Consider the following 26629-nt stretch of genomic DNA (forward strand, 5'->3'; position numbering starts at 1 on the left):
CGCGCAGCGATGATGAAATCGGTACTGTTTTGGAAAATAACCACTCTGCTGGGATTGATGATTTTAATGATTATCCCGGTGACGCAGTTGATGAACGTAATTGAGGAGCGCAGCGGCTATCGCCAGAGCGTGGTTGGGCAGGTGAGCGAAAGCACCAGCCGGGCGCAGCGTATTTTGGGGCCGTTGATTGTCATCCCTTATATCGAGCGGGAAGAGAAGAAGGATGACAAGGGGCAACCGGTAGTGCAGAGAGTGAGGCATTATCGTTATCTGCTGCCGGAGACTTTACAGGTCAGCGGCAAGCCGAATGTCGAGGTGCGCAAGCTGGGTATCTATCAAACCCAGGTATATCAGGGGCCGTTAAAGTTTCAGGTGAAGTTCGGTCAGCCGGATTTGGCTGATTTGCAGCGCAGCAACGTGGCCCTTGAGCAGCCTTACTTGCTGATCGCCCTCAGCGACTCGCGTGGCATCAAGAGCATTTCGCCGCTTGCCAGCGCCCAGCCGCCAACCCCCTTTGAACCGGGCACGCGCGTGGATACATTGCCGCAGGGCATTCATGCGCCGCTGCAGCTTGCCGCGTTGCAAAAAGAGGGGCTGGATGCCGATTTTACCCTGACGTTGGCAGGCACCAGCAGCTTGTCATTGGTGCCGCTTGGCCGCAGCAGCGAATTGACGCTGCAAAGCAACTGGCCGCACCCCAATTTCCTCGGCAATTTCCTGCCGGATGAGCGCAAGGTGACGGAAAAAGGCTTTAGCGCCCGTTGGCGCAGCACCTGGTTCGCCAACAACATCAACAGTGCGTTTCACTATGACGACGGGATCATTGACGAAGACAAGCTGCCGGCCTTCAGCACCAGCCTGATTGAACCTGTGGATCACTATCAACTGACCGAGCGTGCGGTGAAATATGCGGTGCTGTTTATCGGGCTGACGTTTATGGCGTTCTTCCTGTTCGAAACCCTGACCGGCTTGCGGGTACACCCGATTCAGTATCTGCTGGTCGGTGCCGCGCTGGTACTGTTCTACCTGATCCTGCTGGCGTTCTCCGAACATTTCGGCTTCGCCACTGCCTACCTGTTGGCCAGCGTGGCCTGCAGCGGCCTGATTGCCTTTTATCTCAGCGCGGTGCTGCGCGGTAAGCGGCGCGGGGCGATGTTCGCCGGCAGCCTGCTGATGCTTTATGGCGTGTTGTACCTGCTGTTGCAGTCTGAAGACAATGCGCTGGTGCTGGGGGCAGGGCTGTTGTTCGTTATTCTGGCGGGGATCATGCTGCTGACGCGTAAGCTGGACTGGTATCAGGTGGCCGACCCGGCGCGGTTGAGCGGCGAAACGCCGACCGGCGACGGCGAAAACCGCTTCCGGTTGTGGAAATAAGCAGAGGCGTTGGGCGCGGCAATCGCGCCCATTGGCATTACAGCAGCGGTTCCATTTCCAGCAGGATCTGTTCGCACCACTGTTGCAGGCGGTCTTCGCTCATGTCGTATTGGTTCACCTCATCCAGCGCCAGGCCGACGAAGTGTTTGCCATCGGCGCTCAGCGGTTTCGGGCTGGTGAATTCAAAGCCTTCAATGGGCCAGAAGCCGATAAACTGCACGCCGAGCGGGGCAATGTGATCGTGCAGCATTCCGAGCGCATCGAGGAACCATTCACCGTAGCCGAGCTGATCGCCCATGCCGTACATGGCGACGATTTTCCCTTTCAGATCCAACGTCGTCAGTTGTGGCCAGACGGCTTCCCAATCTTCCTGCAATTCACCGAAATCCCAGGTAGGAATGCCGAGGATCAGGATGGAATACTCTTCCATCAACTGCGGGGACACGTCTTTCAGGTTGTGCAGGTCGACCAGGTCTTCGCCCAGAATCTCACGGATTTTTTCTGCCGCCATCTCGGTGTAGCAGGTGCTGGAGCCGTAAAACAGACCAATCTTCATTTTTAAACCGTTATGTTACCGTTCGTGGAATGGCATCGAGTGTACCAGATTTGCGCCGGCTTAAGGCATAATGGCGCAGGTGGAAAGCTAACAAAGAGAGGACCGCGTGCAACAGCAAGAGAGTGCGCTGATTGAGCAATTCCTGGATGCGCTGTGGCTCGAACGCAATCTGGCAGAAAATACGCTGGCCTCTTACCGGCTGGATCTGCAGGCGCTGACCGCCTGGCTGAACCATCAAAATACCTCGCTGTTGCAGGCGCAGGCGCTGGATTTGCAGGCGTTTCTCGCCGAGCGGGTGGAGGGCGGCTACAAGGCGACCAGCTCTGCGCGTTTGTTGAGCGCCATGCGCCGCCTGTTCCAGTATCTGTACCGCGAAAATCTGCGGGAAGACGATCCGACCGCGTTGCTCGCCTCGCCGAAGTTGCCGCAGCGGCTGCCGAAAGATCTGAGCGAAGCGCAGGTCGATGCCTTGTTGCAGGCGCCATGCGTCGATCAGCCGCTGGAGCTGCGAGACAAGGCTATGCTGGAGGTGCTGTACGCCACCGGCCTGCGAGTATCCGAACTGGTCGGGTTGACCATCAGCGACGTCAGCCTGCGCCAGGGCGTGGTGCGGGTGATCGGTAAAGGCAACAAGGAACGGCTGGTACCGCTGGGCGAGGAGGCGGTGTATTGGATAGAAAATTATCTGGAGCACGGCCGCCCGTGGTTGGTCAACGGGCAGGCGCTGGATGTGCTGTTCCCAAGCAACCGCTGCCAGCAGATGACCCGACAGACGTTCTGGCATCGCATCAAACACTATGCGATCCTAGCGGGCATTGATAGCGAGAGGCTGTCACCGCATGTGTTGCGCCACGCGTTTGCCACCCATTTGCTGAACCATGGGGCCGATCTCCGTGTCGTACAGATGTTATTGGGGCACAGCGACCTCTCTACCACACAAATTTATACGCATGTAGCGACCGAACGACTTAAACAGCTACATCAACAGCATCACCCGCGTGCCTGACACGCCGGGATCAAAAGGATTGGAAGAATGAAAAAAGGTTTAATGCTGCTCTCTCTGCTGGTGGCTTCGGTGACCGGTACGGCCCAGGCCGACGATGCGGCAATCAAAAAAGCGCTCGAAAGCCTGGGCATTCAGCAGGCCGAAATACAGCCTTCACCGGTTAGCGGCCTGAAAACCGTGCTGACCGATAACGGCGCGCTGTATGTGACCGAAGACGGCAAACACATTCTGCAAGGCCCGTTGTACGACGTCAGCGGCAAAGAACCGGTGAATGTCACCAACCAACTGCTGACCGGAAAACTGGAAGCGCTGAAAGATCAGATGATCGTCTACAAAGCGCCAAAAGAAAAACACGTGATCACCGTATTTACCGACATCACCTGCGGCTATTGCCACAAGCTGCACGAGCAGATGAAAGAGTACAACGATCTGGGCATTACCGTCCGTTATTTGGCGTTCCCGCGCCAGGGGCTGAACTCCCAGGCCGAGAAAGACATGCAGTCAATCTGGTGTACCGCCGATAAAGCCAAGGCATTCGATTCCGCCATGAAAGGCGATGCGGTGTCCCCGGCGACCTGTAAAACCGACATCAGCAAACACTATGCGCTCGGCGTACAGTTCGGCATTCAGGGCACTCCGGCCATCATTCTGCAAAACGGCATGATGATCCCGGGTTACCAGGGGCCGAAAGAGATGGCCGCCATGCTGGATGCGCATCAGACCGCAACCAAAACCGGTGGTTAATCGCCGGTGAGCATCAAAACGCAACTACGCCGCCGAGCGGCGACGGACGACAGCCATCTGCCCGCCAGCCTGCATCCGCTGCTGCGTCGTTTATACGCGCTGCGCGGCGTTAAGGCTGAGAGGGAACTGGAGCGTGGCGTCAAAGGTTTGCTGCCCTGGCAGCAGTTGGACGGCATCGATACTGCGGTGGGCATTCTGCAACAGGCGCTGGCCGCGAATCGCCGCATCATGGTGGTGGGGGACTTTGACGCCGACGGTGCCACCAGTACCGCGTTGACGGTGCTGGCGCTGCGCAGCATGGGCGGCACTGCCGTCGACTACCTGGTGCCGAACCGCTTCGAGGACGGCTACGGCCTGAGCCCGGAAGTGGTCGAGCAGGCGGCGGCGCGCGGCGCAGAGTTGATTCTGACCGTGGATAACGGCATCTCTTCTCACGCGGGCGTCGACGTGGCGCACGCCAAGGGCATGCAGGTCCTGGTTACCGACCACCACCTGCCGGGGGAAACCTTGCCGGCGGCGGAGGCGATCGTCAACCCGAACCTGCGCGGCTGCGAGTTTCCTTCAAAATCCCTGGCCGGTGTCGGTGTGGCTTTCTATCTGATGCTGGCGTTGCGTGCCCGGCTGCGTGACGGCGGCTGGTTCGAACAACGTGCGTTGGCGATGCCGAATCTGGCTGAACTGTTGGATCTGGTGGCTCTGGGTACGGTTGCCGATGTGGTACCGCTCGACGCCAACAACCGCATTATGGTGTATCAGGGCCTGAATCGCATTCGCGCCGGCAAATGTCGGCCGGGCATCCGGGCGCTGCTGGAAGTGGCCAATCGCGATGCACGCCAACTGGCGGCTAACGATCTTGGCTTTGCGCTGGGGCCGCGGCTCAATGCCGCCGGGCGGCTGGACGACATGTCGATTGGCGTGGCGCTGTTGCTGAGCGATGACATTGCGCAGGCACGCATGCTGGCCAACGATCTCGATGCGCTGAACCTGACACGGCGTGAGATTGAGCAGGGTATGCAGGTCGAGGCCTTGCAGCTGTGCGACGAACTGGAGCGCAGCAGCACCGCTTTGCCGTATGGGTTGGCGATGTATCATCCGGAGTGGCATCAGGGCGTGGTGGGCATTCTGGCTTCGCGCATCAAAGAACGTTTCCACCGCCCGGTGATTGCTTTTGCGCCGGCGGGCGAGGGCATTCTGAAAGGTTCCGGCCGTTCGATAGCCGGCCTGCACATGCGCGATGCGCTGGAGCGGCTGGATACGCTGAATCCGGGCTTGATGATGAAGTTCGGCGGCCATGCGATGGCGGCCGGGTTGTCGCTGGAAGAGGCCAAATTCGACGAATTCCGCCAGCGTTTTGGCGATCTGGTCGGGGAATGGCTCGATCCGGCGATGCTGGAAGGGGTGATCTGGTCCGACGGCGAACTGGCGATGCAGGAGCTTTCTCTGGAAACGGCGGAGCTGTTGCGCGAGGGCGGGCCGTGGGGGCAGGCGTTCCCTGAGCCGACTTTCGACGGTAGCTTCCGCATCCTGCAACAGCGGCTGGTGGGCGAGAAACACCTGAAGCTGATGGTTGAGCCGCTTGGCGGCGGCCCGCTGCTTGATGGCATCGCCTTCAACGTGGACACCACCCTGTGGCCCGACAGCAGCGTGCGTGAAGTGGAGCTGGCCTATAAGCTCGACGTCAATGAGTTCCGCGGTAATCGCAACGTGCAGTTATTGATTCAGCACCTCTGGCCGCGTTGATTTTTCCTGAACGGGCGCGGCGATGCCGCGTCTGATTCAGATACGCATTCCTCCCCCACAAAAACTGACCAACTCGCTATAAACTGACGCCCGGATCCGATAGAATTACCGGTTCTAATGGCATTTCGCCATCGACGACATCAACGTAAAAGAACGCTAAAAACCATGTTTGAAATTAATCCGGTAAAAAACCGAATTCAGGACCTGTCCGAGCGGACTGCCGTTCTTAGGGGGTATCTTTGACTATGATGCCAAGAAAGAACGCCTAGAAGAAGTCAACGCCGAGCTGGAACAGCCTGATGTTTGGAACGAACCCGAGCGCGCGCAGGCGCTGGGTAAAGAGCGTGCGGCGCTTGAAGCCATCGTGGAAACCATCGATCAGTTGGAACAGGGCGGCGAAGACGTCGCCGGTCTGCTGGAACTGGCGGTTGAAGCCGACGATGAAGAAACCTTTAACGAAGCCGTTGCCGAACTCGATCAACTGTCTGCCAAGCTGGAACAATTAGAGTTCCGCCGTATGTTCTCCGGTGAATATGACAGCGCGGATTGCTACCTGGACATCCAGGCCGGCTCCGGCGGCACCGAAGCACAGGACTGGGCCAGCATGCTGCTGCGCATGTACCTGCGCTGGGCGGAATCCAAGGGCTTCAAAACGGAAGTGATTGAAGAGTCCGACGGCGACGTCGCGGGGCTGAAATCCGCCACCATCAAGATTATCGGCGACTACGCGTTCGGCTGGTTACGTACTGAAACCGGCGTGCATCGCCTGGTGCGCAAGAGCCCGTTCGACTCCGGCGGCCGCCGTCATACCTCGTTCAGCTCGGTGTTTATCTATCCGGAAGTGGATGACGATATCGATATCGACATCAACCCGGCAGATCTGCGTATTGACGTTTACCGCGCCTCCGGTGCGGGTGGTCAGCACGTCAACAAAACCGAGTCGGCGGTACGTATTACCCACTTGCCGACCAACATCGTGGTGCAGTGCCAGAACGACCGTTCTCAGCATAAGAACAAGGATCAAGCGTTTAAACAGCTGCGAGCCAAGCTGTACGAGTTTGAGATGCAAAAGAAAAATGCTGATAAACAGCAGATGGAAGACAACAAGTCCGACATCGGCTGGGGCAGCCAAATCCGTTCTTACGTGCTGGATGATTCCCGTATCAAGGATTTGCGCACCAACGTTGAAACGCGTAACACGCAGGCCGTATTAGATGGCGACCTGGATAAATTCATTGAGGCAAGTTTGAAAGCCGGGTTATGAGGAACAGAAATGTCTGAGCAACAACCACAGGGCGCCGATCAGGCGTTGGAACTCAATAACGAGTTGCAGTCACGCCGTGAGAAACTGGCCGGGCTGCGCGAGAACGGCATTGCGTTCCCTAATGATTTCCGTCGCGACACCACGTCCGACAAGCTGCACGCTGCGTACGGCGATAAAGATAACGAAGAGCTGGAAGCGCTGGGTGTAGAAGTCACCGTTGCCGGCCGCATGATGACTCGCCGTATCATGGGTAAAGCGTCATTCGTGACGCTGCAGGACGTTGGCGGCCGTATCCAGCTGTACGTCGCGCGCGACGATCTGGCGGAAGGCATTTATAACGAGCAGTTCAAGAAGTGGGACCTGGGCGATATCCTGGGCGCGCGCGGCAAGCTGTTCAAAACCAAGACCGGCGAACTGTCTATCCACTGTACCGAACTGCGCCTGCTGACCAAGGCCCTGCGCCCGTTGCCGGACAAGTTCCACGGCCTGGCCGATCAGGAAACCCGTTACCGCCAGCGTTATCTGGACCTGATTGCCAACGATGAATCGCGCAACACCTTCAAGGTGCGCTCTCAGGTGATGGCGGGGATCCGCAACTTCATGGTGGAACGCGGCTTCATGGAAGTCGAAACCCCAATGATGCAGGTGATCCCGGGCGGCGCTTCTGCGCGTCCATTCGTGACTCACCACAATGCGCTGGACATCGATATGTACCTGCGTATCGCCCCTGAGCTGTACCTGAAGCGTTTGGTCGTAGGCGGCTTCGAGCGGGTATTCGAAATCAACCGTAACTTCCGTAACGAAGGCGTTTCTCCGCGCCATAACCCAGAGTTCACCATGATGGAACTCTATATGGCTTACGCGGATTACAAAGACCTTATCGAGCTGACCGAGTCGCTGTTCCGCACCCTGACTCAGGACGTGCTGGGCAAAACTCAGGTGCAGTACGGTGATGAAGTGTTCGACTTCGGCAAACCGTTTGAAAAACTGACCATGACCGAAGCGATAAAAAAATACCGTCCTGAAACCGATCTGGCCGATCTGGCCGACATGGGCAAGGCGGTGGCTATCGCCGAATCCATCGGCATCAAGATCGAGAAGAGCTGGGGTCTGGGCCGCGTAGTCACCGAGATCTTCGAAGAAGTGGCGGAAAGCCATCTGATTCAGCCGACCTTCATCACCGAATACCCGGCGGAAGTGTCCCCGCTGGCGCGCCGTAACGATGAGAACCCGGAAATCACCGACCGTTTCGAGTTCTTCATTGGCGGCCGTGAAATCGGTAACGGCTTCTCCGAGCTGAACGACGCGGAAGATCAGGCGCAGCGCTTTGCTGACCAGGTAAATGCGAAAGACGCAGGCGATGACGAGGCGATGTTCTACGACGAAGACTACGTCACTGCGCTGGAGCACGGTCTGCCGCCGACTGCAGGCTTGGGCATCGGTATCGATCGCATGGTCATGCTGTTCACCAACAGCCACACCATTCGCGATGTGATTTTGTTCCCGGCAATGCGCCCGCAGAAATAATCTTTTGTGAAGTGAACATCAACCGGTGCAGGCAACTGCGCCGGTTTTTTTTCGCTTGTTGGAAGGAAACAGGGGGCCGATGCGGCTAACTGCTTAAAACATCGGCAGTTACGCGCTATCTCCGCTTGCCCGGCGTGGATAACCGGTTATAATGCCAGTCGCACACCGATGCGGGTGTAGTTCAATGGTAGAACGGCAGCTTCCCAAGCTGCATACGAGGGTTCGATTCCCTTCACCCGCTCCAAGCCCTTCTCCAAACTTCCTTTTGTCGTATCACACTTACCTGCCGGTCAGTTTTATGAAATGGCGATCAAAAAACCGATAATTGCGATCAACACGACCCAAAACCATTTAGAGGTTTTTTCCGGCTTCCATTCTTCGCCGTATTCAACCTGATAATCGGGTCTGAAATCCTTTCTTTTCATCACATTCCCTGGAAATTAACATCCCTGAATTCCTGCGGGCGTATTTTAAGACGAATCTTAATGTTATTAAATTTAATGCGTTTTTTTTGGTAAAAATCTTAATAAAGCATGATCAATATGACGGGAGCGCAGGTGGGCTTATGGTAGGGGATTGGCCTTGCGATGACTGGCTTTGCACTTTTGGTTTCTGGTTCGCTTTTCAGCGGGAATAGTGAAACCGCAGGTTCCATTTTATTGGTTTCGAAGCATTTTTCGATATTATAGAAATGCAAAAACCCGCCATAAGCGGGTTTTTGTGATCACTAAGACTTAACTGCTCAGGCCGTTGCCTTCATCGCGATTGTAAGTTTTAGCGAGATTATCGGCGATTAAAGCGCGATAACGTTTACGGCAGACGGGCCTTTAGCGCCGCTCTCAACAGAGAACTCCACTTTCTGACCTTCGTCCAGGGTTTTAAAATCGCTGCTCTGGATAGCGGAGAAATGTACGAATACATCTTTGCTGCCATCTTGTGGAGTGATAAAACCGAAACCTTTATCTGCGTTAAACCATTTTACTAAACCAGTCATTTTAGTAGACATAGATACATCCTTTTTCAATTTTGAGCCACTTAGTGGCGAGCATGGCCTGTTTTGCAGAGTTTTACTTATGGGGCACTTAGGAGGAGGCTCATGAAGAAGGGGTATCTAGAGATAACGCTTGAACTGAGGGCTGCTTTACTAAAACTGCTTTACATAAGGTCTGTGTTCCAAACCGATGACGCCATAGTAGGCTTGGTTTGATTTATTAAGCAAGGATTAAATTTATTAATGTCATTGGCAGGCCAACATATTCCTGACGCGGTGCGATGATTTTAGTGCGATTGACTGGGGAAGGGGTTTTTTATCGCAATCTGGTTGATGCATAAAAGATAAAAGCCCTGACCGTTGCAGCCAGGGCTTTTATGGTACTATTGACTTCAGATTTGACATTAATGAACTTAATAATTTCTTGCTACTAAGATACTGCGTTTTAAATGTACAGGTTTATCACAGATAATATTGGGTGTTAATACTAACTCAATCCTCCCCTATATTTACCAGTTCGCTTCATCCACCAACCCGAATGACTATTCCAGGGGCTGGCATTTTAAACAAGTACATCTCCCCTCGCGATATAGACTCTTGATGCGTAGCCTCACTTCCATTGCGATCTTGTTGCACTGTTTTCTACACTCTCTTGAAAATCAATCGCAAACAAAAAACAATTGAATCATGGCCTTACATCATCGCGTTTTGGTCCACACCCTGCGATTGTAGATACTGACTACGTGGCCTTAAAGCGTCATCAAGCGAGGTTGTCACTTTTTCTCGGCGTTGATGCCCATACAAAAAATACTTCGTGGCCTTTATCGCAAAATAAATTTAAATCAACTTAACTAACACTTTTGGTAATAACAGTCAGCTATCATTTCGCTGCTGCTGATTACCAATCTACGGGTTTTTAAAGGGGTGTCAATACTGTTTTTAATGACATGTTTTTAATGACATGTTTTTATTTACAGTGTTCATGCAGGCTCTATTTAAAACTTCGTTGAGAGCCTGTTTTTCATCAACTTGCATTTTTTTATTTATTCTGTCTGAATTTTTTCTGCAGGGGCCGGGCAGAAGGTTGGGTAATATCAAGCTAGCCCGCTGCCGGCGCAACGGGCCGATCCCAGGATATCAGGACCTGATGACGAACCGTGCAAGCTGTTGGTGCAATTGGCTGTTTTCTTTACGCAGCTGCTCAATTTCCTCCAGCAGCGTCAAGGTGACCGCGATACCGGGCCAGTCCAGCGCCAATTCGCGATGCAGTTGTTGAGCGCGGTGAAAAATGGTCAGCGCCTGATCGTCAAATATCCAGTCCGCAGCCGTCGGGTTACGTGGTTCTATCACCCCAAGCCCGACGATTTCCGTTAATTCTTCCTCTGAAACGCCGGTATGCAGGCAAAATTCGGTAATGGTTAAAGTTACTTTTACGTTAGCCATTTTGCTTACTCCACTCTTTGCGCGGGTCAAAAGCGGGTTGCGCCTCCGCCAGTTGTTGCCACAGCGCCGCATTTTTTTCGTCCGGCTTCGGTGGCATCACGACTTTGATCACCGCATATAAATCCCCGGTTTCTTTCTTGCCAACCAAGCCTTTCCCCTTGATACGCAGCCGCTGGCCGGTCTGGCTGCCGGCAGGGATGGTCAGCAGAATCGCGTCTTTCAGGGTCGGAACCGGTACCTTGGCGCCGAGCGCCGCCTCCCATGGCGCTACCGGCAGGACGATCTCCAGATTATGGCCGACGATGTCGAACAGAGGGTGCGGCGCGATGCGGATGATCAGATAGAGGTCGCCGTTGGCGCCGCCGTCAGTACCCGGCGCACCCTGGCCTTTCAGGCGGATGCGTTCGCCATCGCCCACGCCGACGGGGATCTTCACATTAAGGGTTTTGGGTATTTCCTGCTCCACCATGCCGAAAGCGTTATAAACCGGCAGGCTATAACGGATGGTCCGGGTTTGCTCGGCCAGCGTTTCCTCAAGGAAAACCGCCACTTCCATCTCGATGTCTTGCCCGCGTATGGCGCGACTCTGGCGGCGATGTTGTGAACGCGCATGTTCGCCAAACATTGAGGAAAAGATATCGGAAAAATCTTCGGCGTTATTGGCGTTGCCGTGCTGCGCCTGGCGGCCATAATTGGGGTCGTTGCGGTGTTGCACTAATTGATCGTATTCGGCGCGGCGTTCATCGTCTTTTAACACCTCATAGGCTTCCGCGACTTCCTTGAACTGCGCTTCGGCATTCGATTCGGTGCTGACGTCGGGGTGATATTTTCGCGCCAGACGACGATAGGCCGTTTTGATAGCCTTGAGATCGTCGGATGGCTTAACCCCTAAAATGGCATAATAGTCCTTGAATTCCATAGCGTAATCATCTCATTTCAATCTTTCATCTGAGGGAATGGCTGAGCCTGCATTGCATGAAACCTTACTCATGGTAAGACACTTGCCACCGGGACATCGACATAATTGTGCGGCCGGGCGGCCAATGAGTGAAAAAGCCGGGACGATAACACCCCCCTTATGCCGGCTAATGGACTGGTGATGAACAGGTAACCGATAATCAGATAAGCCACGCCCAGTAATATACCGCCCACCAAGAGCAGGAAGGCAATGATCAGCAGAGCAGTGCGTTGCTTTTTGAGACGTTCTTCACTCAGGAGGGGCAGATTTTTATGGTCAAAACTTAACATGACAGTTCTCCATTTGTCGTCTGGTACCCAGTAATCCCTACTTGTTTAGCATAGTCCTTTTGGCGCTTTTTGACTGCCCCGGCGCAAATGTTACTATTGACGCCTGACGCGTATCAGCGCCCGGAAATATGATTGAGGACAGGATTTGAGCACAGGAAGCAAACTTGCGTGGTGGCGCCGCGCCGCAGCGTGTCTGACATTGAGCCTGCTGTTGGCCGGTTGTTCGGGCAAAAACAGCTATAACCGCGACTACGACAAGCTGCCGAAGGGCAGTTATAGCGGCAAATCCTATACCGTCAAACGTGGCGATACGTTGTATTACATCGCCTGGATCACTGACAGCGAAGTCAGCGAACTGGCCCGAATCAACAAGATACGCCCGCCCTACGGGCTGGAAGTCGGGCAAAAGCTGCGGCTGAGCGGCAGCGCCCCGACCAAAACGGCGTCAAACCGGCGTAAAAATACCTCTTCCGGCGCGGTGTTGGCTAAATCGACGCCGCCGCCGGGGGCTTCCCGCTGCTGGCGCTGGCCGGCTACCGGCAAGATTGTCCAAAAATATTCCACAGCAGACGGCGGCAACAAAGGCATAGATATCGCCGGCGCTCGCGGCCAGCCGATCTTCGCTTCCGCCAAAGGCAAGGTGGTGTACGTCGGTAACCAGCTGCGCGGCTACGGCAACCTGATCATGATTAAGCATGGCGAAGACTTCATCACCGCCTATGCGCATAACGACACCACGCTGGTGCGTAACGGTCAGGATGTGAAGGCAGGGCAAAAGATCGGCACCATGGGCAGCACGGGTACCGACTCGGTGTTCCTGCATTTCCAGATCCGCTATCGCGCCTCCGCACTCGATCCGCAGCGCTATCTGCCGCCGCAGGGCGCTTCGCCGTCCTGTTAAGCGTGGAGATAACGGCCCGTTCCGTCTGGGAGCGGGCCCCTATCGCGGGCTATTTCCGCTTCCTTCCACATAGCCAGATCAACGCCAACAGCACCACCACCGCAACGCCGATGGCCGGAGCCATATAAGGCTGCAGCTTCGCCAGCAGCGGTACCGGGCCGCCGGTGCGCAGCATCGCTACGTCCTCCTCGCTTACCGTCACCTCAGGGTTGCCGTAGTTTTTCAGCACATAATTGCTGATGGCGGCGATTTGCCGATCGGTTAATGGATTGACGTAGGATTGCGGGCCAAAGTTCGGCATCAGCACGTCCTCGTTGCCTGCTTTGCGCTGCACGCCGAACAAAATGGCGGAGATCAGGTTGGCTGGGTTGCCGGAACCGGTGGCGGTATTGTTGAACAGCGAAGGATAGGCCTGGTTTTTGCTGCCGCTGCCGTCCGGTTGGTGGCAACTGGCGCAGTTGCCGCTGAATAAGGCCGCACCGTCGTTGACGGTATTATTGGCATTGGACGGGTGCAGGCCGCGTAGCATCGGTTCTACGTTCAGCGGTTGGCCAAAGCGGTCCGCCGCCTGCTTATCCTGAGCATCGCGGATCGGTCGGGTACTTTTCAGGTAGACGGCAATGGCCATCAGATCCTGTTCAGGCAGATATTGCAGGCTGTTTTCCACTGCCTCCGCCATGCCGCCGGCGGCCTGATTTTTCCCGGCGACCCGCCCGGTTTTGAGATATTGCACCAGTTCTTCATTGCTCCAGCCGCCGATGCCGCTGACGGCGTCCGAGGTAATGTTCGGTGCATACCAACTTCCCACCATGCCCCCCGCCAGCGGTTTATCGGCGCTTTCCGCCATCAGCAGGTTGCGTGGCGTATGGCAGGTATCGCAATGCCCAGGGCCGTTAACCAGATAGGCGCCGCGGTTCCACTGCTCGCTTTTCTCGGCATTGGGTTGAAAGCGGCCCTTATCCAGAAACAGCAAGTTCCAGCCGGCCATACTGAAGCGCATATTGAACGGGAAGGGCAGTGCAGTCGGCGTATTCTTCAGCTCTACCGGTTTCACTCCCTGCATAAAGTAGGTATAGAGCGCGTGGATGTCCGCATCGCTCAATTTGCTGTAGGAGGTATAGGGCATTGCCGGGTAGAGATAGCTGCCGTCGGCGCGTACCCCATCGCGCAGTGCGCGAGCGAACTGCTGTTCCGTGTAACCACCTATGCCGTCATGCGCCGCAGGGGTGATATTGGTGGAGTAAATTACGCCCATCGGCGAGTTGATGCCGTAGCCGCCGGCAAAGGGTTTGCCGCCGCCCGGTTGGGTGTGGCAAGCCTGGCAATCCGAAGCTACGGCAAGCTGCTCACCCTGTTTAAGTAACGCCGCGCCATCGTCGTTCGCCAGGGCGGTGCCGCTCAGCCCCAGCAACAGGGCCAATCCAAGTTGTTTCTTCATGATTTTACCGCCAGCGATTGGGCGATGTCGTCGGCGGCCTTGATGCCCAACGCTGCCATGGTTAGCGTGCTGTTGACGACGCTGGCGGAAGGAATGGCACCGCCACCGGGCAGCCAGAGGTTGGCATGGTCGTGGGTTCGACAGTTGCCGTCCACCACCGAATCATGCGGATCGCTGCCCATAATGGTGCCGCCCATGATGTGATTATTGGCGTTCAGGTTGGTGGTGATTTTGAACTCATCGGCATCGAACAGGCGTCCGATATGCTCCAGTTGTTTATGCGCGGCCTCGGCGCCCTTGCGCACGTAATCGCCGACGTCGTAATGAATATCCGGACACGGCAGGCCGTGAGCGTCCTTGCGGTTGGCGCTCAGCGTCAGGCGGTTGTTCGGATCTGGTAACGGTTCCAGGCTAATCGACAAATCAACGCCATAGGCCGCGCGCCGGCGGATCTCTTCATCCAGCACTTTACCTACCAGGCCCTGCGCCAGCGCTTTTTGCGTTGCGGGAACTATCTGATTGATATTATTAAGTATCATCTTGTTGGCAGAATAGTCCTTACGGAACTCGCCGTCGCGCGGTCCCACCAGGCAGCTGCTTTGCGCCGGGCCGCGGCCGAGCCACAGTGGCTCCTTAGCCAGGAAGGTGCAGTGAAAGCCGGAGTGATCCATCATATTGCGCCCAACCTGATCGGAAGAGTTGGCGATGCCGTTGGGGTTCTGCTTATTGGCGGCAAGCAGCAGCAAACGCGGCGTTTCGATGCCGTTGCAGGCCAGCGCGAAGGCTTTGGCGCTGGCTTTATGCGAGCGTTTTTGATTATCCAACCAGTGCACGGCGGTAACGCGATTCTGGTCGTCGGTATCAATTTTGTAGACCACCGACTCTGCCAGCACCACTGCGCCTTTCATTTCCGCGCGTTCGACATGATGGATGCCGTTATACATGGCGCCAATCGGGCAAATCGGCTGGCAGTTGTTGTTGCCGCAGCAGGTCGGGCGGCCTTTCCACGGGCGGATGCTGCGTCCCTGCGGGATTGGCACCGATCGGTAGCCGTGCGGGTTGACCACTTCGGCGAAGCGGGTGTCGCCATAGGCCCAGGGCACCATGTCCATCGGATAAGGTTTGCTGCGCTCCACCGGCGATTGCTGCGCCGGATCGTTGGGGCCCGCGACACCGATTTCCTCTTCCGCGCGGCAGTAGTAGGGTTCGAGATCGTTATACGAAATCGGCCAGTCGCGGCCGACGCCGTACAGGGTTTTCATCTGGAAATCGCTCGGCAGATGGCGCCAGCAAGAGGCTGCCCAGTGCCAGGTGGTGCCGCCAACGGTGCGCAGATAGCCTTGTTTGAAACTGCCGGCGCTGGGGCCACTGAGGGCTACGTAGTTGTTTTCCGGGAAGTAGAGCGGTGCGGTGGCGTATTCAGATTGTGGATACAGCCCCTGGAAATCTGAGCCCGCCCGGTTATCGAACGGCATATTGCGCCAGTTTTCCACCGCTTGGGCGCGATCGATGCGCAGGCCGGCCTCCAGCACCAGGACGGAATAGCCGAGGCTGACCAGTTGGTCGGCCATGATGCCGCCGACAATGCCGGACCCGACGATCACGATGTCGGCCGATGCGTCGCCATTGGCGGTAAATTCAGGTTTTTTCATCAGGATAATCTCAGCGAACGGGGGTCATGGTCATCGGCGGAGCGGCGGTCCACCACAACGGGCCGTTGCCGCAATAGGTCGGTACGATCAGCGCATCGCTGGCAGGGCGGTACATCAGCGCATCCTTGTAGGCGATCAGCACAGCTTGCTGACCATGCCCGACGGTGCCGGTATACCAGGCGCTGATAATGGCGGTGAGCAGATCCTGCAGGCCGGCCTGGATTGCCAGCGTTTGCAGCTGTTTGGCACTTTGCTCCGGCTGCAGCAAGGCGCTTAGCTGCTTAATCTGAGCAGAGAAATTGGGGATGCTGGCGCTCAGGGCGGTGAATATTCGCGCCGACATGCCCTGGTCGATGTCCTGATGTTCGGTAATCGTCCGGGACAGAGTGAAGAAACGTGCAAAGACAAGCGGGTTGGCTGCCGCGGTTTGCTGCTCGGCCTGGGTCAGAAATGGATAGCCAAGCAGGGAGGTGGCGACAAGGACGGAAGCCATGCCTAACAACACGTCTCTTCTTCTGAAACCGGTTCCATTTTTGTCCGAACGCGAATTTTCGCTGGGTAATACAGTGCTCATGGTGAATTTCTCGCAACTGGTGTTAAAGCCTGAGTAGGCGAAGGTAGGGCAGATACTGAATACAAGATGATGAAATAAAGATACTTTTGATTATTGATCGGTAACCAATAATTCATTGTTTAATAATTTTTTCGGATATTAACTTGGTGGTAACTTATCGACAACAAATTTTAACGGCGAGCCTGAAAGATCGCACTTTAAGAATAAATTGGGCGCAGGAAGGCGGGCCAGGGATGCCGGCTAAGAGATCAAAAAAGGCGGCGATGGCGGATTTCATAAGGGTTTAGCCGCCATACGTGCCAAAATGGATCACTGGCCGACGTCGTTACTTTGACTGAGAAGATAAATATTACCTTATGGATCGCTCCCGTTTACTAACCTTCCTGCTGCCTTACCTGTGGCCGAAAAATAACCCCAAACTGCGGTGGTATCTGGTTATCGCTTGTATTTTCATGGTGGTCGCCAAGGTCAGTACTTCGCTGGTGCCGCTGGCGTATAAGGCGATGGTCGACGCGCTGAGCGCGGATACTGCGAAAATGCTGGCCATTCCACTGGGGCTGATCCTCGCCTACGGTGTCGCGCGAGTCGGTGCCACGCTGTTTGAAGAACTGCGCAACGTGATGTTCATTCATCTCAGCCAGAATGCCACCCGCTTGCTGGGGCTGCGGGTGTTCAGGCAATTGCATGCGCTGAGCCTGCGCTTTCACCTGGAACGCCAGACTGGCGGGCTGTCGCTATCGATTGAGCGTGGCACTCAGGCGGTGGCTACCGTGTTGTCGCGGCTGTTGTTTTCTATTGTGCCTATCTTGTTCGAACTCACCTTGGTCGCGGTGATCATGTGGCATATGCTGAACGGTTGGTTTGCGCTGGCGATACTGGCCACCGTCGGCGGTTATATCCTGTTTACCGTGATCGCGGTCAGTTGGCGCACCCGTTTTCGGCGTGAGCTCAACAAGGCCAATGCCGATGCCAACAGCAAGTCCATCGACAGCCTGCTGAACTATGAAACCGTAAAGTACTTCGGTAATGAAGAGTTCGAGGCCGAGCGTTTCAATATGTCCCGCCGGCTGTACGAATATGCCGCCATTAAAAACCAGTTCAGTTTTACCGCCATCAACCTTGGGCAAACCGCCATTATCTCCATTGGATTGATAGTGATGATGGCGATGGCGGCGCAGGGCATTGTGCAGGGGCGGATGACGGTCGGTGACTTTGTGTTGGTGAATGCTTATCTGCTTCAGTTGTATCAACCACTGAATTTCTTCGGTTTTATTTATGCCGAAATCAGGCAAGCGCTGATCGACATGGAGAACCTGTTCGATTTACTGCAGGAAAAGCAGGAAATTGTCGATAGCCCTGATGCGGCAGCCCTGGCATTGACCCATGGCGAAGTGCGTTTTGACTCGGTCAGCTTTGGCTATGATGCGCGTCGGCCGATTTTGAAAGACGTCAGCTTCACCATTCCGGCCGGTAACACCGTGGCGGTGGTCGGCGCTTCCGGTGCCGGCAAATCCACGCTGTCCCGCCTGTTGTTCCGTTTCTACGAGGTAAATGGCGGTTCGGTGTCTATTGACGGCCAGGACATTCGCCAACTGACCCAGGCTAGCCTACGGCAGGCGATCGGTATTGTGCCGCAGGATACGGTGCTGTTTAACGATACCCTGCGCTACAACATCGGCTACGGCAAAACCGGTTCCAGCGATGAAGAGATCGAACGGGCGGCGAAGCTGGCGCATATCCACGAGTTTATCGTCGGCCTGCCTGACGGCTATGAAACCCGGGTTGGCGAGCGTGGCCTCAAGCTGTCCGGGGGCGAGAAGCAGCGGGTGGCTATCGCCCGCACCATCCTGAAAAACCCGGCGATCCTGGTGTTCGACGAAGCCACCAGCGCATTGGATACCCAAACCGAACGTGAGATCCAGGCGCATCTGCGCGAAGTGAGCCGTGATCATACGACGTTGGTGATTGCCCATCGCCTGTCGACGGTGGTGGACGCCGACGAAATCATCGTGCTGGAGGCGGGGGAAATCGTTGAACGTGGGCACCACGAGGAACTGCTGCAAAACAATGGCCGTTACGCTGCGATGTGGCAAAACCAGTACAGCGAGGAGTCATAATCTTGCCGGCTAACGTCCGGGCACTCACGAACAGGACGTTAGCCGCGAGCATCACAGTTCGCCGGTCAGATACTGCGCCACGCCGTTGCCAAAACTCCAGTCGCCCTTGCTGTTGGTGGTGATGGATACCATCAGGTCACTGCTTTCAATGCCACAGCTTTCTTTCAGCTCGCGGCTGAGATCGGCGTAAAACCGTTGTTTCTGTTCTTCGGCGCGTGGGCTGGTGATCACTCGCACCACCACCAGATCCCGGGTGCGCGTCAGGTTAAGGCCGGTGTCTTCGATCACCATATGGTGAGCCTTGTTTTCATGAACAATCTGGTAGCGATCGCGCTGTGGCACTTCAAAGGCGCTCAGCACGGCACGGTGGGCGGCATCGAGCAGGGTTTTCAGTTCGGCCTCGCTGCGGCCCTCGATGACTTCGAAGATAAGTAATGGCATTTGCATAATCCTGTCAGTGAGTTAATGGAGTTTTCAGGTGCGTGGGGCAGCGTTTTCGCATCGCTTCCGATAACCCATCTTAGCCAAGCCGCTGCTGGGGAAGAAGCGCTATACTTGAACTCATTGTTTATATAAATGAACAGTTGATGATGAAAAACCCAAAAATTGACACCCTGTGGACCCATTTGCACTGGCTTACCGTGCTGGCCGAACAGGGCAGTTTTACCCGTGCGGCGGAACGGCTGGACGTGAGTAAAGCGGCCATGAGCCAGAAAATCAAAGAGATCGAAATGCTGGCCGGGGTGCCGCTGGTGCAGCGCACAACCCGCAGCGTCCGGCTGACCGATGCCGGGCTGAGGTTGGTAGAGGAACTGCGCCAGCCTTTCGCGCAGATTAAACAGAGTTTCTCCGGCATCTGCGATTCCGCCGGGCCGTTGCGCGGTTCGGTGCGGGTAACGGCGCCGGTGGCGTTTGCCCGCCAGCAGTTGGTGCCAAGGATCACTGGCTTTCTGCGCGCCAACCCGGAGGTGCGGGTACAGCTTGAGGTGTCGGACCGGTTGGTATCGTTGACCACCGAGGGGTTCGATCTGGCGATCCGCCACAGCGACAACCTGCCGGATACGCACGTCGCCTGGCGGCTGTGCCCGACGGAAACACTGGCGGTGGCGTCGGCGGACTATATTAAACGGCACGGCATGCCGGCATCTCCCGCTGAGCTGCAACGGCATCAGTGCCTTTACTATCCTCGGGGGAGTGAGCAACCGGGCTGGAGCTTTGTCGCCAGGCATTCGCCGGAGGGGAAAGTGGACAAGGTCCGCGTGCCGGTCAGCGGCCCGTTTGCCACTAACAACAGCGAATCGATACGCGACGCGGCGGCGGAAGGGCTGGGCATTGCTCTGCTACCGGATTTCAGCGCGCAACAGGCGCTGGCGGACGGGCGGCTGATTGAGGTGCTGCCGGCCTGGCGCCCGATTGGCGCCTTTGCCGACAGTCTTCACGTAGTGCGGCCCTATGCGCCGCAGGTGTCGCGTGCGGTAACGGAATTCAGCAGCTATTTGCGCGGCGCTTTTGCCGAAGGGTTTGCCGCCGGTTGACCGGTACCCAAAATAAGCATCACATAGTCGCAGGCGATACGGCAATCCTGCCGGAGATCCGCCTCATCGCCGGACAGGCTGCCGCGCAGCCACAACCCATCGATCATTGCGGCCAGTCCGCGCGCGGCATCGCGGGCCTGCTGTTGCGGCAACTCACGGCGGAACTGGCTGCAGATATTGGAATAGAGCCGGCGATCGTTGGCGCGCTGCAAGCGGCGCAGCGCCGGCTGGTGCATGCTGGCCGCCCAGAAATCGAGCCAGGCGCGCATGGAGATCGCATTGGTCTGACTGGGATGGAAATTGCCCTGAATAATGGCAAATAGCTGTGATTGGCTGTCGGCGGCCGCCTGGCTGCGGCATTCGGCGACCGCGTCGCGCAGATCGCGCAAGATCTTGCGCATGGTGGCGCTCAGTAATCCTTCTTTATCGCCAAAGTAGTGGCTGACGATACCGGTCGACAGCCCTGCCTCTTTTGCTACCTGCGACAGAGTGACGCCGGCCAGACCGACGACGTTAATGGCCTCGAAGGCCGCGTTAATCAGCTGTTCCTTACGCTGCTCCGGAATGTCTTTACGGTACATTTTTTCCCCGACTGATAGGCAAATCACAGTTTTAATTTGATTGATTGAACGGTCAATCAATACTCTATATGCTGCAAAAATGTCAAATAAATGGCGATGCAATGTTAACCAAGGGTTGCATTTAAATCGTCTGTCTTTTGCATCATGGAACCCTGCCAATGACAGTGAAAAGTCTCCCATCGCACGGTGAGCAACCGATTAGGTTAAATGCACCGGTATTTTTCAGCTCGGCGGCGGTGATCCTGCTGCTGGGCGTTTTGATCGTGCTGTTCCCGGCCGGCAGCAAGCAGTGGCTTAACCTGGCCCAAAGCTGGGTAGCCGATGTGTTTGGCTGGTACTACATGTTATTGATGGTCGCCTGTATGGCGTTTGTTTTTTGGCTGGCATTATCGCGCTTCGGCCAGATTCGCCTTGGGCCGGATGACGAGCCGCCGCAGTTCAGTTATCCCTCCTGGGTGGCGATGCTGTTCTCGTCGGGCATCGGCATTGCGTTGGTTTATTACGGCGCCTACGAGCCGCTGGATCACTTCCTGTCGCCGCCGGAAGGCAGCGGCGGCAGCGTGCAGGCCGCGCGCCAGGCGATGGCGCTTACTTTTCTGCACTGGGGGCTGCACGGCTGGGCGCTGTATGCGCTGATCGCCACCGCGCTGGCGTATTTCGCCTACTGCCGCGGCTTGCCGCTGGCGTTGCGCTCGGCGCTGTATCCGATCTTCGGCGAGCGCATTCACGGCGGCATCGGCCACCTGGTGGACAGCTTCGGTATTTTGGTCACGGTGATCTCGATGGTGACCAATCTGGGGATCGGCGCCTTGCTGGTTAACTCCGGGCTGTTTTACCTGTTCGATATTCCGCAAAGCAACGGCGTGCTGTTGGCTTTGATCGTGGTGATGATGGTGGTGGCCACGCTGGCTGCGGTGACCGGTGTAGAGAAGGGGATCGCGATGCTGTCCAACATCAACGTCGGCTTCCTGTGCCTGCTGCTGCTGTTCGTGTTTCTGGCCGGCCCGACGCTAAACCTGGTCAATGGCCTGCTGCAGAACGTGGGGGACTACCTGACCTCGATCGTCAGCAGAAGCTTTGACATGTACTTGTATGGCAAGGCGCGCCAGTGGCAGGGGGCCTGGACGCTGTTCTATTGGGCCTGGTGGGTGGCGTGGGCGCCGTTTGTCGGCCTGTTTATCGCACGTATCTCGAAAGGGCGCACCATTCGTGAATTGATCTTCGGCGTGCTGCTGATCCCGCTGGGCTTCACTTTGGCGTGGCTGTCGATCTTCGGTAACACCGCCATCAGTCTGGTGCTGGAAAGCGGGCAGGCGATCCTCGGCCGGGTGGCGGTGAACGATCCGCCGATGGCGGTGTTCAAGCTGTTCGAATACCTGCCCTATACCCAACTCACCGCCGGTTTCACCGTGCTAATCAGCTTTGTACTCTTCCTGACGCCGGTCGATTCAGGCACGTTGATGATCGCCAACCTGTCCTGTCAGGGCGGTTCGGCGCAGGATGACGCACCGGCCTGGCTGCGCATTTTCTGGGCCGCGGTGACCACAATGGTATGCATCGGCCTGTTGTATGCAGGCAGTTTCAGTGCGATGCAGACCGCCGTAGTGCTGTGCGGCCTGCCGTTCTCGGCGGTGATCGTGCTGTATATGGTCAGCCTGCATAAGGATTTGCATCGCTACGTCATGAAGCCGGTGACGTCTTGAGGCGTTTTACTCTCCCTTCGATGGACAACGCATCTTGCAAAAGTCCGGTGAAGTTCATCAGTAACGCCGATAAGGGGCATTGCCCCTGAATTGGATGAGCCGAATTTTCACTCGCGGAAAAATTGCGATCAATCGCCCTAATCTCAATTGACAGTTGTCGTTGTGGCGATAAAACGTGGCGGGGCTGAGAGGGTTAATGTGATTGGTATCACGTTACGCGTTTTTTCATGATTCAATTAGAGTAATGTAATGCCAGGGAAATGATTCCCCCAATAGGGTTAACGGGGAAATAAGTGGGCGAAAAAAATTAAAGAATTCAATGGATAAAATGGCAATGGTGAATCGGTTGTTTTTAGGCAGCAATAAATAAAATTAACGGATGAAATGCTCATATTTTTATGATGACGATGAAAATACACCTTTTGTTTTTATGGGAAGTGCCTGGTTATTGACATTAACGTAGTAATAACAGTGTCGTAAATTTAACGATGAGAATAATACCTCCGCTGTAATGTACCCGAAACCGGGTTTCTTGACTGCCGCCGCAGCCCGATTGACAGCCTGTTCAGTTGGGATAAATTTAAATCGTTAACATGTTAACAAGTCCCGTTAAGACAATAGGAACAAGGGAAAGGGATTTCATCTTCATTAATTTACTCACAGGCAGATAACAGCATGAAAAAATCGGCGGGGCAGGGTTCGATATTGAGCGAGGAAAACAGATTGCTGGTTATTCTGTTTTTCGTCTTTGGCTGCGTGTTTGTTGATCGTTTAACCATTTCTTTCTTATTCCCGATGATCGCTGCCGATTTACAGCTAAGCAACGTGCATCTTGGCACGTTGTCAGCAGTATTGGCGCTGACCTGGGCGCTGTCCGGCACCGGATTGGGGGCTATTGCCGATCGTTATAATATCCGCAAACCCATGCTGATCGGCTCTATCGTGGTGTTTTCCCTGTTCTCCGCGCTGTCGGGATGGGTCAGTGGTTTTGCCATGCTGCTGATATTCCGTGCGCTGATGGGGATCGCCGAAGGGCCGGTATTGCCCATTGCCCAGTCGCTGATGGTGGAAAAATCCCAACCGCAACGACGCGGTTTTAATATGGGCCTGATCCAGGGCGCTGCGCCGGGATTATTGGGCGGCATCATTGCCCCGCCGCTGATTATTTATCTGGCGCAGAAATGGGGCTGGAGTATGGCATTTCATCTGACCGCAGTGCCGGGCATTATTCTGGCCTGGCTGATTTATCGATATGTTAATGGCAAAAAAGATCCGGCTTTTACCACCAGACCGGCTGCGGCAAAACAGTCGGAGAAAGCCGGCTACGCCGAATTATTCAAAATCAAAAACGTGGCGCTTTGTATTTTGATCTCCTGCGTATTTGTCACCTGGTTTATGGTCATTATTACCTTCACGCCCAGCTTTCTGGTTACTGCCCGCGGTTTCAGCGAGCGTTCCATGGGGGGCATCATGAGCGCCATCGGCGTTGCATGGGTTTTCTGGGGTGTCGCCGTGCCGGCGATCTCCGATCGCGTTGGCCGCAAACCAACGCTGATTGTCTTCTCGCTGTTGGCGATTTGCTGCCCGCTGTTCCTGAGTTACGTCGACAATCTGTGGCTGCTGGGTGGCCTGGTATTCCTGTCCTACACCGGCCTTGGCTGCTTTACGCTGTTTATGGCCACCATTCCGTCCGAGACGGTATCGCCGGCGCGTATCGCCACCGCACTGGGGCTGGTTATGGGAATTGGGGAAGTCATTGGCGGTTGCCTGGCGCCCTTTATGGCCGGCTTGATCGCCGATCGTTACGGCCTGGTCAGCGTGATGTGGCTGGCGGCCATCGGTGCCGCCTGTGCCTGCGTATTGAGTTGTTTTCTCGATGAAACTGCACCCGCAGTGGTTAGCCGACGGGCGTTGAAAACCGAAGGCATCGCCGATGTCTGACGCAGTTCTTATGCCTAATCAATCAAGGAGAGTGAACATGTCTGCAGAACAGTCAGTATTAAATCAGAATGCCGAACCGGATTGGAAAAATTACGACGATTTTGCCCGTGGCATCGACACCAACCGCCTGCCGGGCACCCAAGACTGGCGGGGCAAGACGTTACAGATTGTCTTTGAGGGCGGGGTGGAGATGACGCTGCGTTTCAGCGTCGATCGGCAGCGGTTGCTGTGGGCGTTGCAAGGGGAGAGCGGTGACGATGTTTATGAAGAAGTGCGTACTTCTCCCTCGCGCTATTTCTTCAACATCTTGTTGCAATCACCGGGCAACGAATGCCTGACGCTGGTGCTTAATGGCGAAAGCGGCAGGGTACTGATGGTGCGCAGCACGCTGTTGCCTGAGCAACAGACAGAAAAAGGCTCGCGGCTAAGCCAAACGTTTATGGTTGGCCAAATCCTGGACACAGCGCCGGGCGGCATTGTTCCCCATCTTACCCGTGAGCTGCTCGGCTACCGTACATTGAATATTTACAGTCCTAATCATTATTACGAGCATTTTTACGTCAATACTGAGCGCTATGCCTGGCAAAACCTGCGCGGCGAGCAGTTCGGCCATGGCGATATGGACTATGCCACCTACTACAAGTTTGAGGACGAGATGTTTCTGTTCACCTTCCGGGAAAAGATCATCCCGGTTTGTTCCGTGTTCTTCTTTGATTTTATCCTTGGCCGTTGCACTGGGATATTTCTTGGCCTGGATGTTGCCGGCAAGGTACTGGTGTCACCTGCCGGCGCATTTATTCACAAAATGAGCTACAACCCCTATCCCGACGGAGTACAGCCGCTGTAATCAGCGCCCGGCCACCAGCGATCCGGCGCCGATCTCCGCAATGGTTTTCGCGCCGGTGAGCGTCATGGCGACGCGCATTTCCTTGTCGATCAGTTCCAGCAGATTGCTGACGCCGGCACCGCCGGCGGCGGCCAGCGCATAGACGAAGGCGCGACCCAGCAGCACGCTGTCGGCGCCGAGAGCTATCATGCGCACCACGTCCAGACCGCTGCGGATACCGGAATCGGCCAGCAGGGTAATCTCCCCTTTCACCGCATCGGCGATCGCCGGCAGGGCGCGTGCTGTCGACAGCACGCCGTCCAACTGGCGGCCGCCGTGATTGGAAACGATGATGCCGTCGGCACCGAAGCGCACCGCATCTTTGGCGTCCTCCGGATCGAGAATGCCTTTGATGATCATCGGTCCCTCCCAGAATTCGCGGATCCATTCCAGGTCCTTCCAGGAGATGGAGGGATCGAAGTTCGTCCCCAGCCAGCCGATGTAATCCTCCAGGCTGGTGGGCTGGCCGCGATAGGCCGATACGTTGCCCAGATCGTGCGGTTTGCCGCGCAGGCCGACGTCCCAGGCCCATTGCGGATGAGTAAATGCCTGCAACATGCGGCGCAGGGCGGCGTTAGGGCCGCTCATGCCGGAATGGGCGTCACGGTAGCGTGCGCCTGGCACCGGCATGTCGACGGTGAACACCAGCGTTTTCACGCCGGCGGCTTTGGCCCGCTCCAGCGCGTTGCGCATGAAACCCCGGTCTTTCAACACGTATAGCTGGAACCACATCGGCCGATCGATCGCCGGCGCCACTTCTTCGATCGGGCAGACCGAGACGGTGGAAAGGGTAAAAGGAATGCCTTTCTGCGCCGCGGCGCGGGCGGCCTGCACCTCGCCGCGACGGGCATACATGCCGGTTAACCCGACGGGCCCCAGTATTACCGGCATCGCCAGCTTTTCGCCGAACAGGCTGGTTTCCAGACTAAGATCCGACATATTGCGCAGCACGCGCTGGCGCAGGGCAATGTTAGCCAGATCCTCGGTATTACGCCGTAGCGTATGTTCGGCGTAAGCTCCGCCGTCAATATAGTGGAACAGAAAAGGGGGGAGCTTGGCCTGTGCAGCGGCCCGGTAATCGGTTGACGCGGAAATAATCATTTTTTGCTCTCTATAATGGTCGCCGGAGATCGAAGCGCGTGTGCGCCGATACCGATTATAAATGTAGCGAAAAGGTGAATAACCAGAGTGAAGCATTCTAGGCATAACAGGCGGCGCTATACCACGCTGCTTTTTATGGTTCTTATCGACACGACTGTTTAATACCTGGGCATTATAAGAGAGTTTATTTTTTTATTTATTTAAATCAATTGATTATGATTTTTGTCGACGATGGGGAACAAGAGAAAACCCATTAGGTGAAAACAGGCCATGGATTATTTCCAAATATGACTTAATCGCCGTCGTG

The 26629-nt window shown here is 55.8% G+C and carries 23 protein-coding genes, 1 tRNA gene and 1 pseudogene; 13 read left to right on the plus strand and 12 right to left on the minus strand.

Features of this window, described 5'->3' with window-relative positions:
- Positions 1-9 precede the first annotated feature (9 nt).
- Positions 10-1374 (plus strand): cell envelope integrity protein CreD, encoded by a 1365-nt coding sequence (creD, locus tag JK621_RS20740; protein WP_212557455.1) that lies wholly within the window; start codon positions 10-12, stop codon positions 1372-1374.
- Between the two features lie 37 nt (positions 1375-1411).
- On the opposite strand, the gene fldB is transcribed toward creD, so the two are convergent.
- Positions 1412-1930 (minus strand): flavodoxin FldB, encoded by a 519-nt coding sequence (gene fldB, locus JK621_RS20745; protein ID WP_126528686.1) that lies wholly within the window; start codon positions 1928-1930, stop codon positions 1412-1414.
- Positions 1931-2036: 106 nt separating this feature from the next.
- On the opposite strand from fldB, the gene xerD reads away from it, so the two are divergent.
- The 6 genes from xerD (at position 2037) to JK621_RS20775 (ending at position 8455) form a co-directional block, all read left to right on the plus strand.
- Complete coding sequence (xerD, locus tag JK621_RS20750) at positions 2037-2936, plus strand: site-specific tyrosine recombinase XerD (protein WP_212557456.1); 900 nt, start codon at positions 2037-2039, stop codon at positions 2934-2936.
- A 27-nt stretch (positions 2937-2963) separates the two neighbouring features.
- Entirely contained in the window at positions 2964-3680 is a 717-nt protein-coding gene (gene dsbC, locus JK621_RS20755) for a bifunctional protein-disulfide isomerase/oxidoreductase DsbC (protein ID WP_212557457.1), read from the plus strand.
- Positions 3681-3686: 6 nt separating this feature from the next.
- Positions 3687-5420: a single-stranded-DNA-specific exonuclease RecJ gene (gene recJ / locus JK621_RS20760; protein ID WP_212557458.1), complete on the plus strand. Its 1734-nt coding sequence runs from the start codon at positions 3687-3689 to the stop codon at positions 5418-5420.
- A gap of 165 nt (positions 5421-5585) precedes the next feature.
- Positions 5586-6684 (plus strand): peptide chain release factor 2 gene (gene prfB, locus JK621_RS20765; protein ID WP_212557459.1). Its coding sequence is split into 2 segments (ribosomal slippage): positions 5586-5660 and positions 5662-6684, totalling 1098 coding nucleotides; the frame shifts between segments, so codons are not numbered across the junction.
- A gap of 9 nt (positions 6685-6693) precedes the next feature.
- Entirely contained in the window at positions 6694-8211 is a 1518-nt protein-coding gene (gene lysS / locus JK621_RS20770) for a lysine--tRNA ligase (RefSeq protein ID WP_062868484.1), read from the plus strand.
- Between the two features lie 170 nt (positions 8212-8381).
- Positions 8382-8455, plus strand: a tRNA-Gly gene (locus tag JK621_RS20775).
- A 52-nt stretch (positions 8456-8507) separates the two neighbouring features.
- Here JK621_RS20775 and JK621_RS25490 read toward each other — a convergent pair.
- From JK621_RS25490 to JK621_RS25430, 5 genes and pseudogenes are all read right to left on the minus strand, one after another.
- A complete protein-coding gene (locus tag JK621_RS25490; RefSeq protein ID WP_283249341.1) occupies positions 8508-8636 on the minus strand; it encodes a hypothetical protein in 129 nt (42 codons plus the stop codon).
- A 368-nt stretch (positions 8637-9004) separates the two neighbouring features.
- Positions 9005-9217: a transcription antiterminator/RNA stability regulator CspE gene (gene cspE, locus JK621_RS20780; protein ID WP_004952373.1), complete on the minus strand. Its 213-nt coding sequence runs from the start codon at positions 9215-9217 to the stop codon at positions 9005-9007.
- 1122 nt (positions 9218-10339) lie between these two features.
- Complete coding sequence (gene cbpM, locus JK621_RS20785; RefSeq protein WP_212557460.1) at positions 10340-10645, minus strand: chaperone modulator CbpM; 306 nt, start codon at positions 10643-10645, stop codon at positions 10340-10342.
- Positions 10638-11564 (minus strand): curved DNA-binding protein, encoded by a 927-nt coding sequence (gene cbpA / locus JK621_RS20790; RefSeq protein WP_212557461.1) that lies wholly within the window; start codon positions 11562-11564, stop codon positions 10638-10640. The genes cbpM and cbpA overlap by 8 nt, the downstream gene beginning before the upstream one ends.
- A 158-nt stretch (positions 11565-11722) precedes the next feature.
- Positions 11723-11893: pseudogene (locus JK621_RS25430) on the minus strand (acid-resistance protein); the annotation flags it as partial.
- Positions 11894-12038: 145 nt separating this feature from the next.
- Here JK621_RS25430 and actS point away from each other — a divergent pair.
- Positions 12039-12794 carry an amidase activator ActS gene (gene actS / locus JK621_RS20800; protein ID WP_212557462.1) on the plus strand — a complete coding sequence of 252 codons (756 nt, stop codon included), beginning with the start codon at positions 12039-12041 and terminating at the stop codon, positions 12792-12794.
- Positions 12795-12843: 49 nt separating this feature from the next.
- Here the strand turns inward: actS and JK621_RS20805 are convergent, their stop codons facing one another.
- The 3 genes from JK621_RS20805 to JK621_RS20815 are packed head-to-tail and all read right to left on the minus strand — an operon-like array spanning position 12844 to position 16458.
- The gene (locus JK621_RS20805) at positions 12844-14232 is read right to left on the minus strand and encodes a c-type cytochrome (RefSeq protein WP_212557463.1); all 1389 of its coding nucleotides are present in this window, start codon (positions 14230-14232) and stop codon (positions 12844-12846) included.
- A complete protein-coding gene (locus tag JK621_RS20810) occupies positions 14229-15884 on the minus strand; it encodes a GMC family oxidoreductase (RefSeq protein WP_212557464.1) in 1656 nt (551 codons plus the stop codon). The genes JK621_RS20805 and JK621_RS20810 overlap by 4 nt, the downstream gene beginning before the upstream one ends.
- A 10-nt stretch (positions 15885-15894) precedes the next feature.
- Positions 15895-16458: a sorbitol dehydrogenase family protein gene (locus JK621_RS20815; RefSeq protein WP_212557465.1), complete on the minus strand. Its 564-nt coding sequence runs from the start codon at positions 16456-16458 to the stop codon at positions 15895-15897.
- Between the two features lie 356 nt (positions 16459-16814).
- Between JK621_RS20815 and JK621_RS20820 the strand changes: the two genes are divergently transcribed.
- On the plus strand, positions 16815-18575 hold the full coding sequence (locus JK621_RS20820; RefSeq protein WP_212557466.1) for an ABCB family ABC transporter ATP-binding protein/permease: 1761 nt from the start codon (positions 16815-16817) through the stop codon (positions 18573-18575).
- A gap of 51 nt (positions 18576-18626) precedes the next feature.
- Here JK621_RS20820 and JK621_RS20825 read toward each other — a convergent pair whose 3' ends face one another.
- A complete protein-coding gene (locus tag JK621_RS20825) occupies positions 18627-19016 on the minus strand; it encodes a tautomerase family protein (RefSeq protein WP_004952346.1) in 390 nt (129 codons plus the stop codon).
- 149 nt (positions 19017-19165) lie between these two features.
- On the opposite strand from JK621_RS20825, the gene JK621_RS20830 reads away from it, so the two are divergent.
- The gene (locus JK621_RS20830) at positions 19166-20110 is read left to right on the plus strand and encodes a LysR family transcriptional regulator (RefSeq protein ID WP_212560258.1); all 945 of its coding nucleotides are present in this window, start codon (positions 19166-19168) and stop codon (positions 20108-20110) included.
- Here the strand turns inward: JK621_RS20830 and betI are convergent.
- A complete protein-coding gene (gene betI / locus JK621_RS20835; RefSeq protein ID WP_212557467.1) occupies positions 20068-20691 on the minus strand; it encodes a transcriptional regulator BetI in 624 nt (207 codons plus the stop codon). The genes JK621_RS20830 and betI overlap by 43 nt on opposite strands.
- A gap of 158 nt (positions 20692-20849) precedes the next feature.
- On the opposite strand from betI, the gene JK621_RS20840 reads away from it, so the two are divergent.
- The 3 genes from JK621_RS20840 (at position 20850) to JK621_RS20850 (ending at position 25182) form a co-directional block, all read left to right on the plus strand.
- On the plus strand, positions 20850-22394 hold the full coding sequence (locus JK621_RS20840) for a BCCT family transporter (protein WP_212557468.1): 1545 nt from the start codon (positions 20850-20852) through the stop codon (positions 22392-22394).
- 675 nt (positions 22395-23069) lie between these two features.
- Positions 23070-24335 carry an MFS transporter gene (locus tag JK621_RS20845; RefSeq protein ID WP_249337102.1) on the plus strand — a complete coding sequence of 422 codons (1266 nt, stop codon included), beginning with the start codon at positions 23070-23072 and terminating at the stop codon, positions 24333-24335.
- A gap of 37 nt (positions 24336-24372) precedes the next feature.
- Positions 24373-25182 carry a MoaF C-terminal domain-containing protein gene (locus JK621_RS20850; protein ID WP_212557469.1) on the plus strand — a complete coding sequence of 270 codons (810 nt, stop codon included), beginning with the start codon at positions 24373-24375 and terminating at the stop codon, positions 25180-25182.
- Here the strand turns inward: JK621_RS20850 and lldD are convergent, their stop codons facing one another.
- Entirely contained in the window at positions 25183-26322 is a 1140-nt protein-coding gene (gene lldD, locus JK621_RS20855) for an FMN-dependent L-lactate dehydrogenase LldD (RefSeq protein WP_212557470.1), read from the minus strand.
- Between the last annotated feature and the right edge of the window lie 307 nt (positions 26323-26629).

The organism is Serratia plymuthica (assembly GCF_018336935.1).
Classification (GTDB): domain Bacteria; phylum Pseudomonadota; class Gammaproteobacteria; order Enterobacterales; family Enterobacteriaceae; genus Serratia; species Serratia plymuthica_B.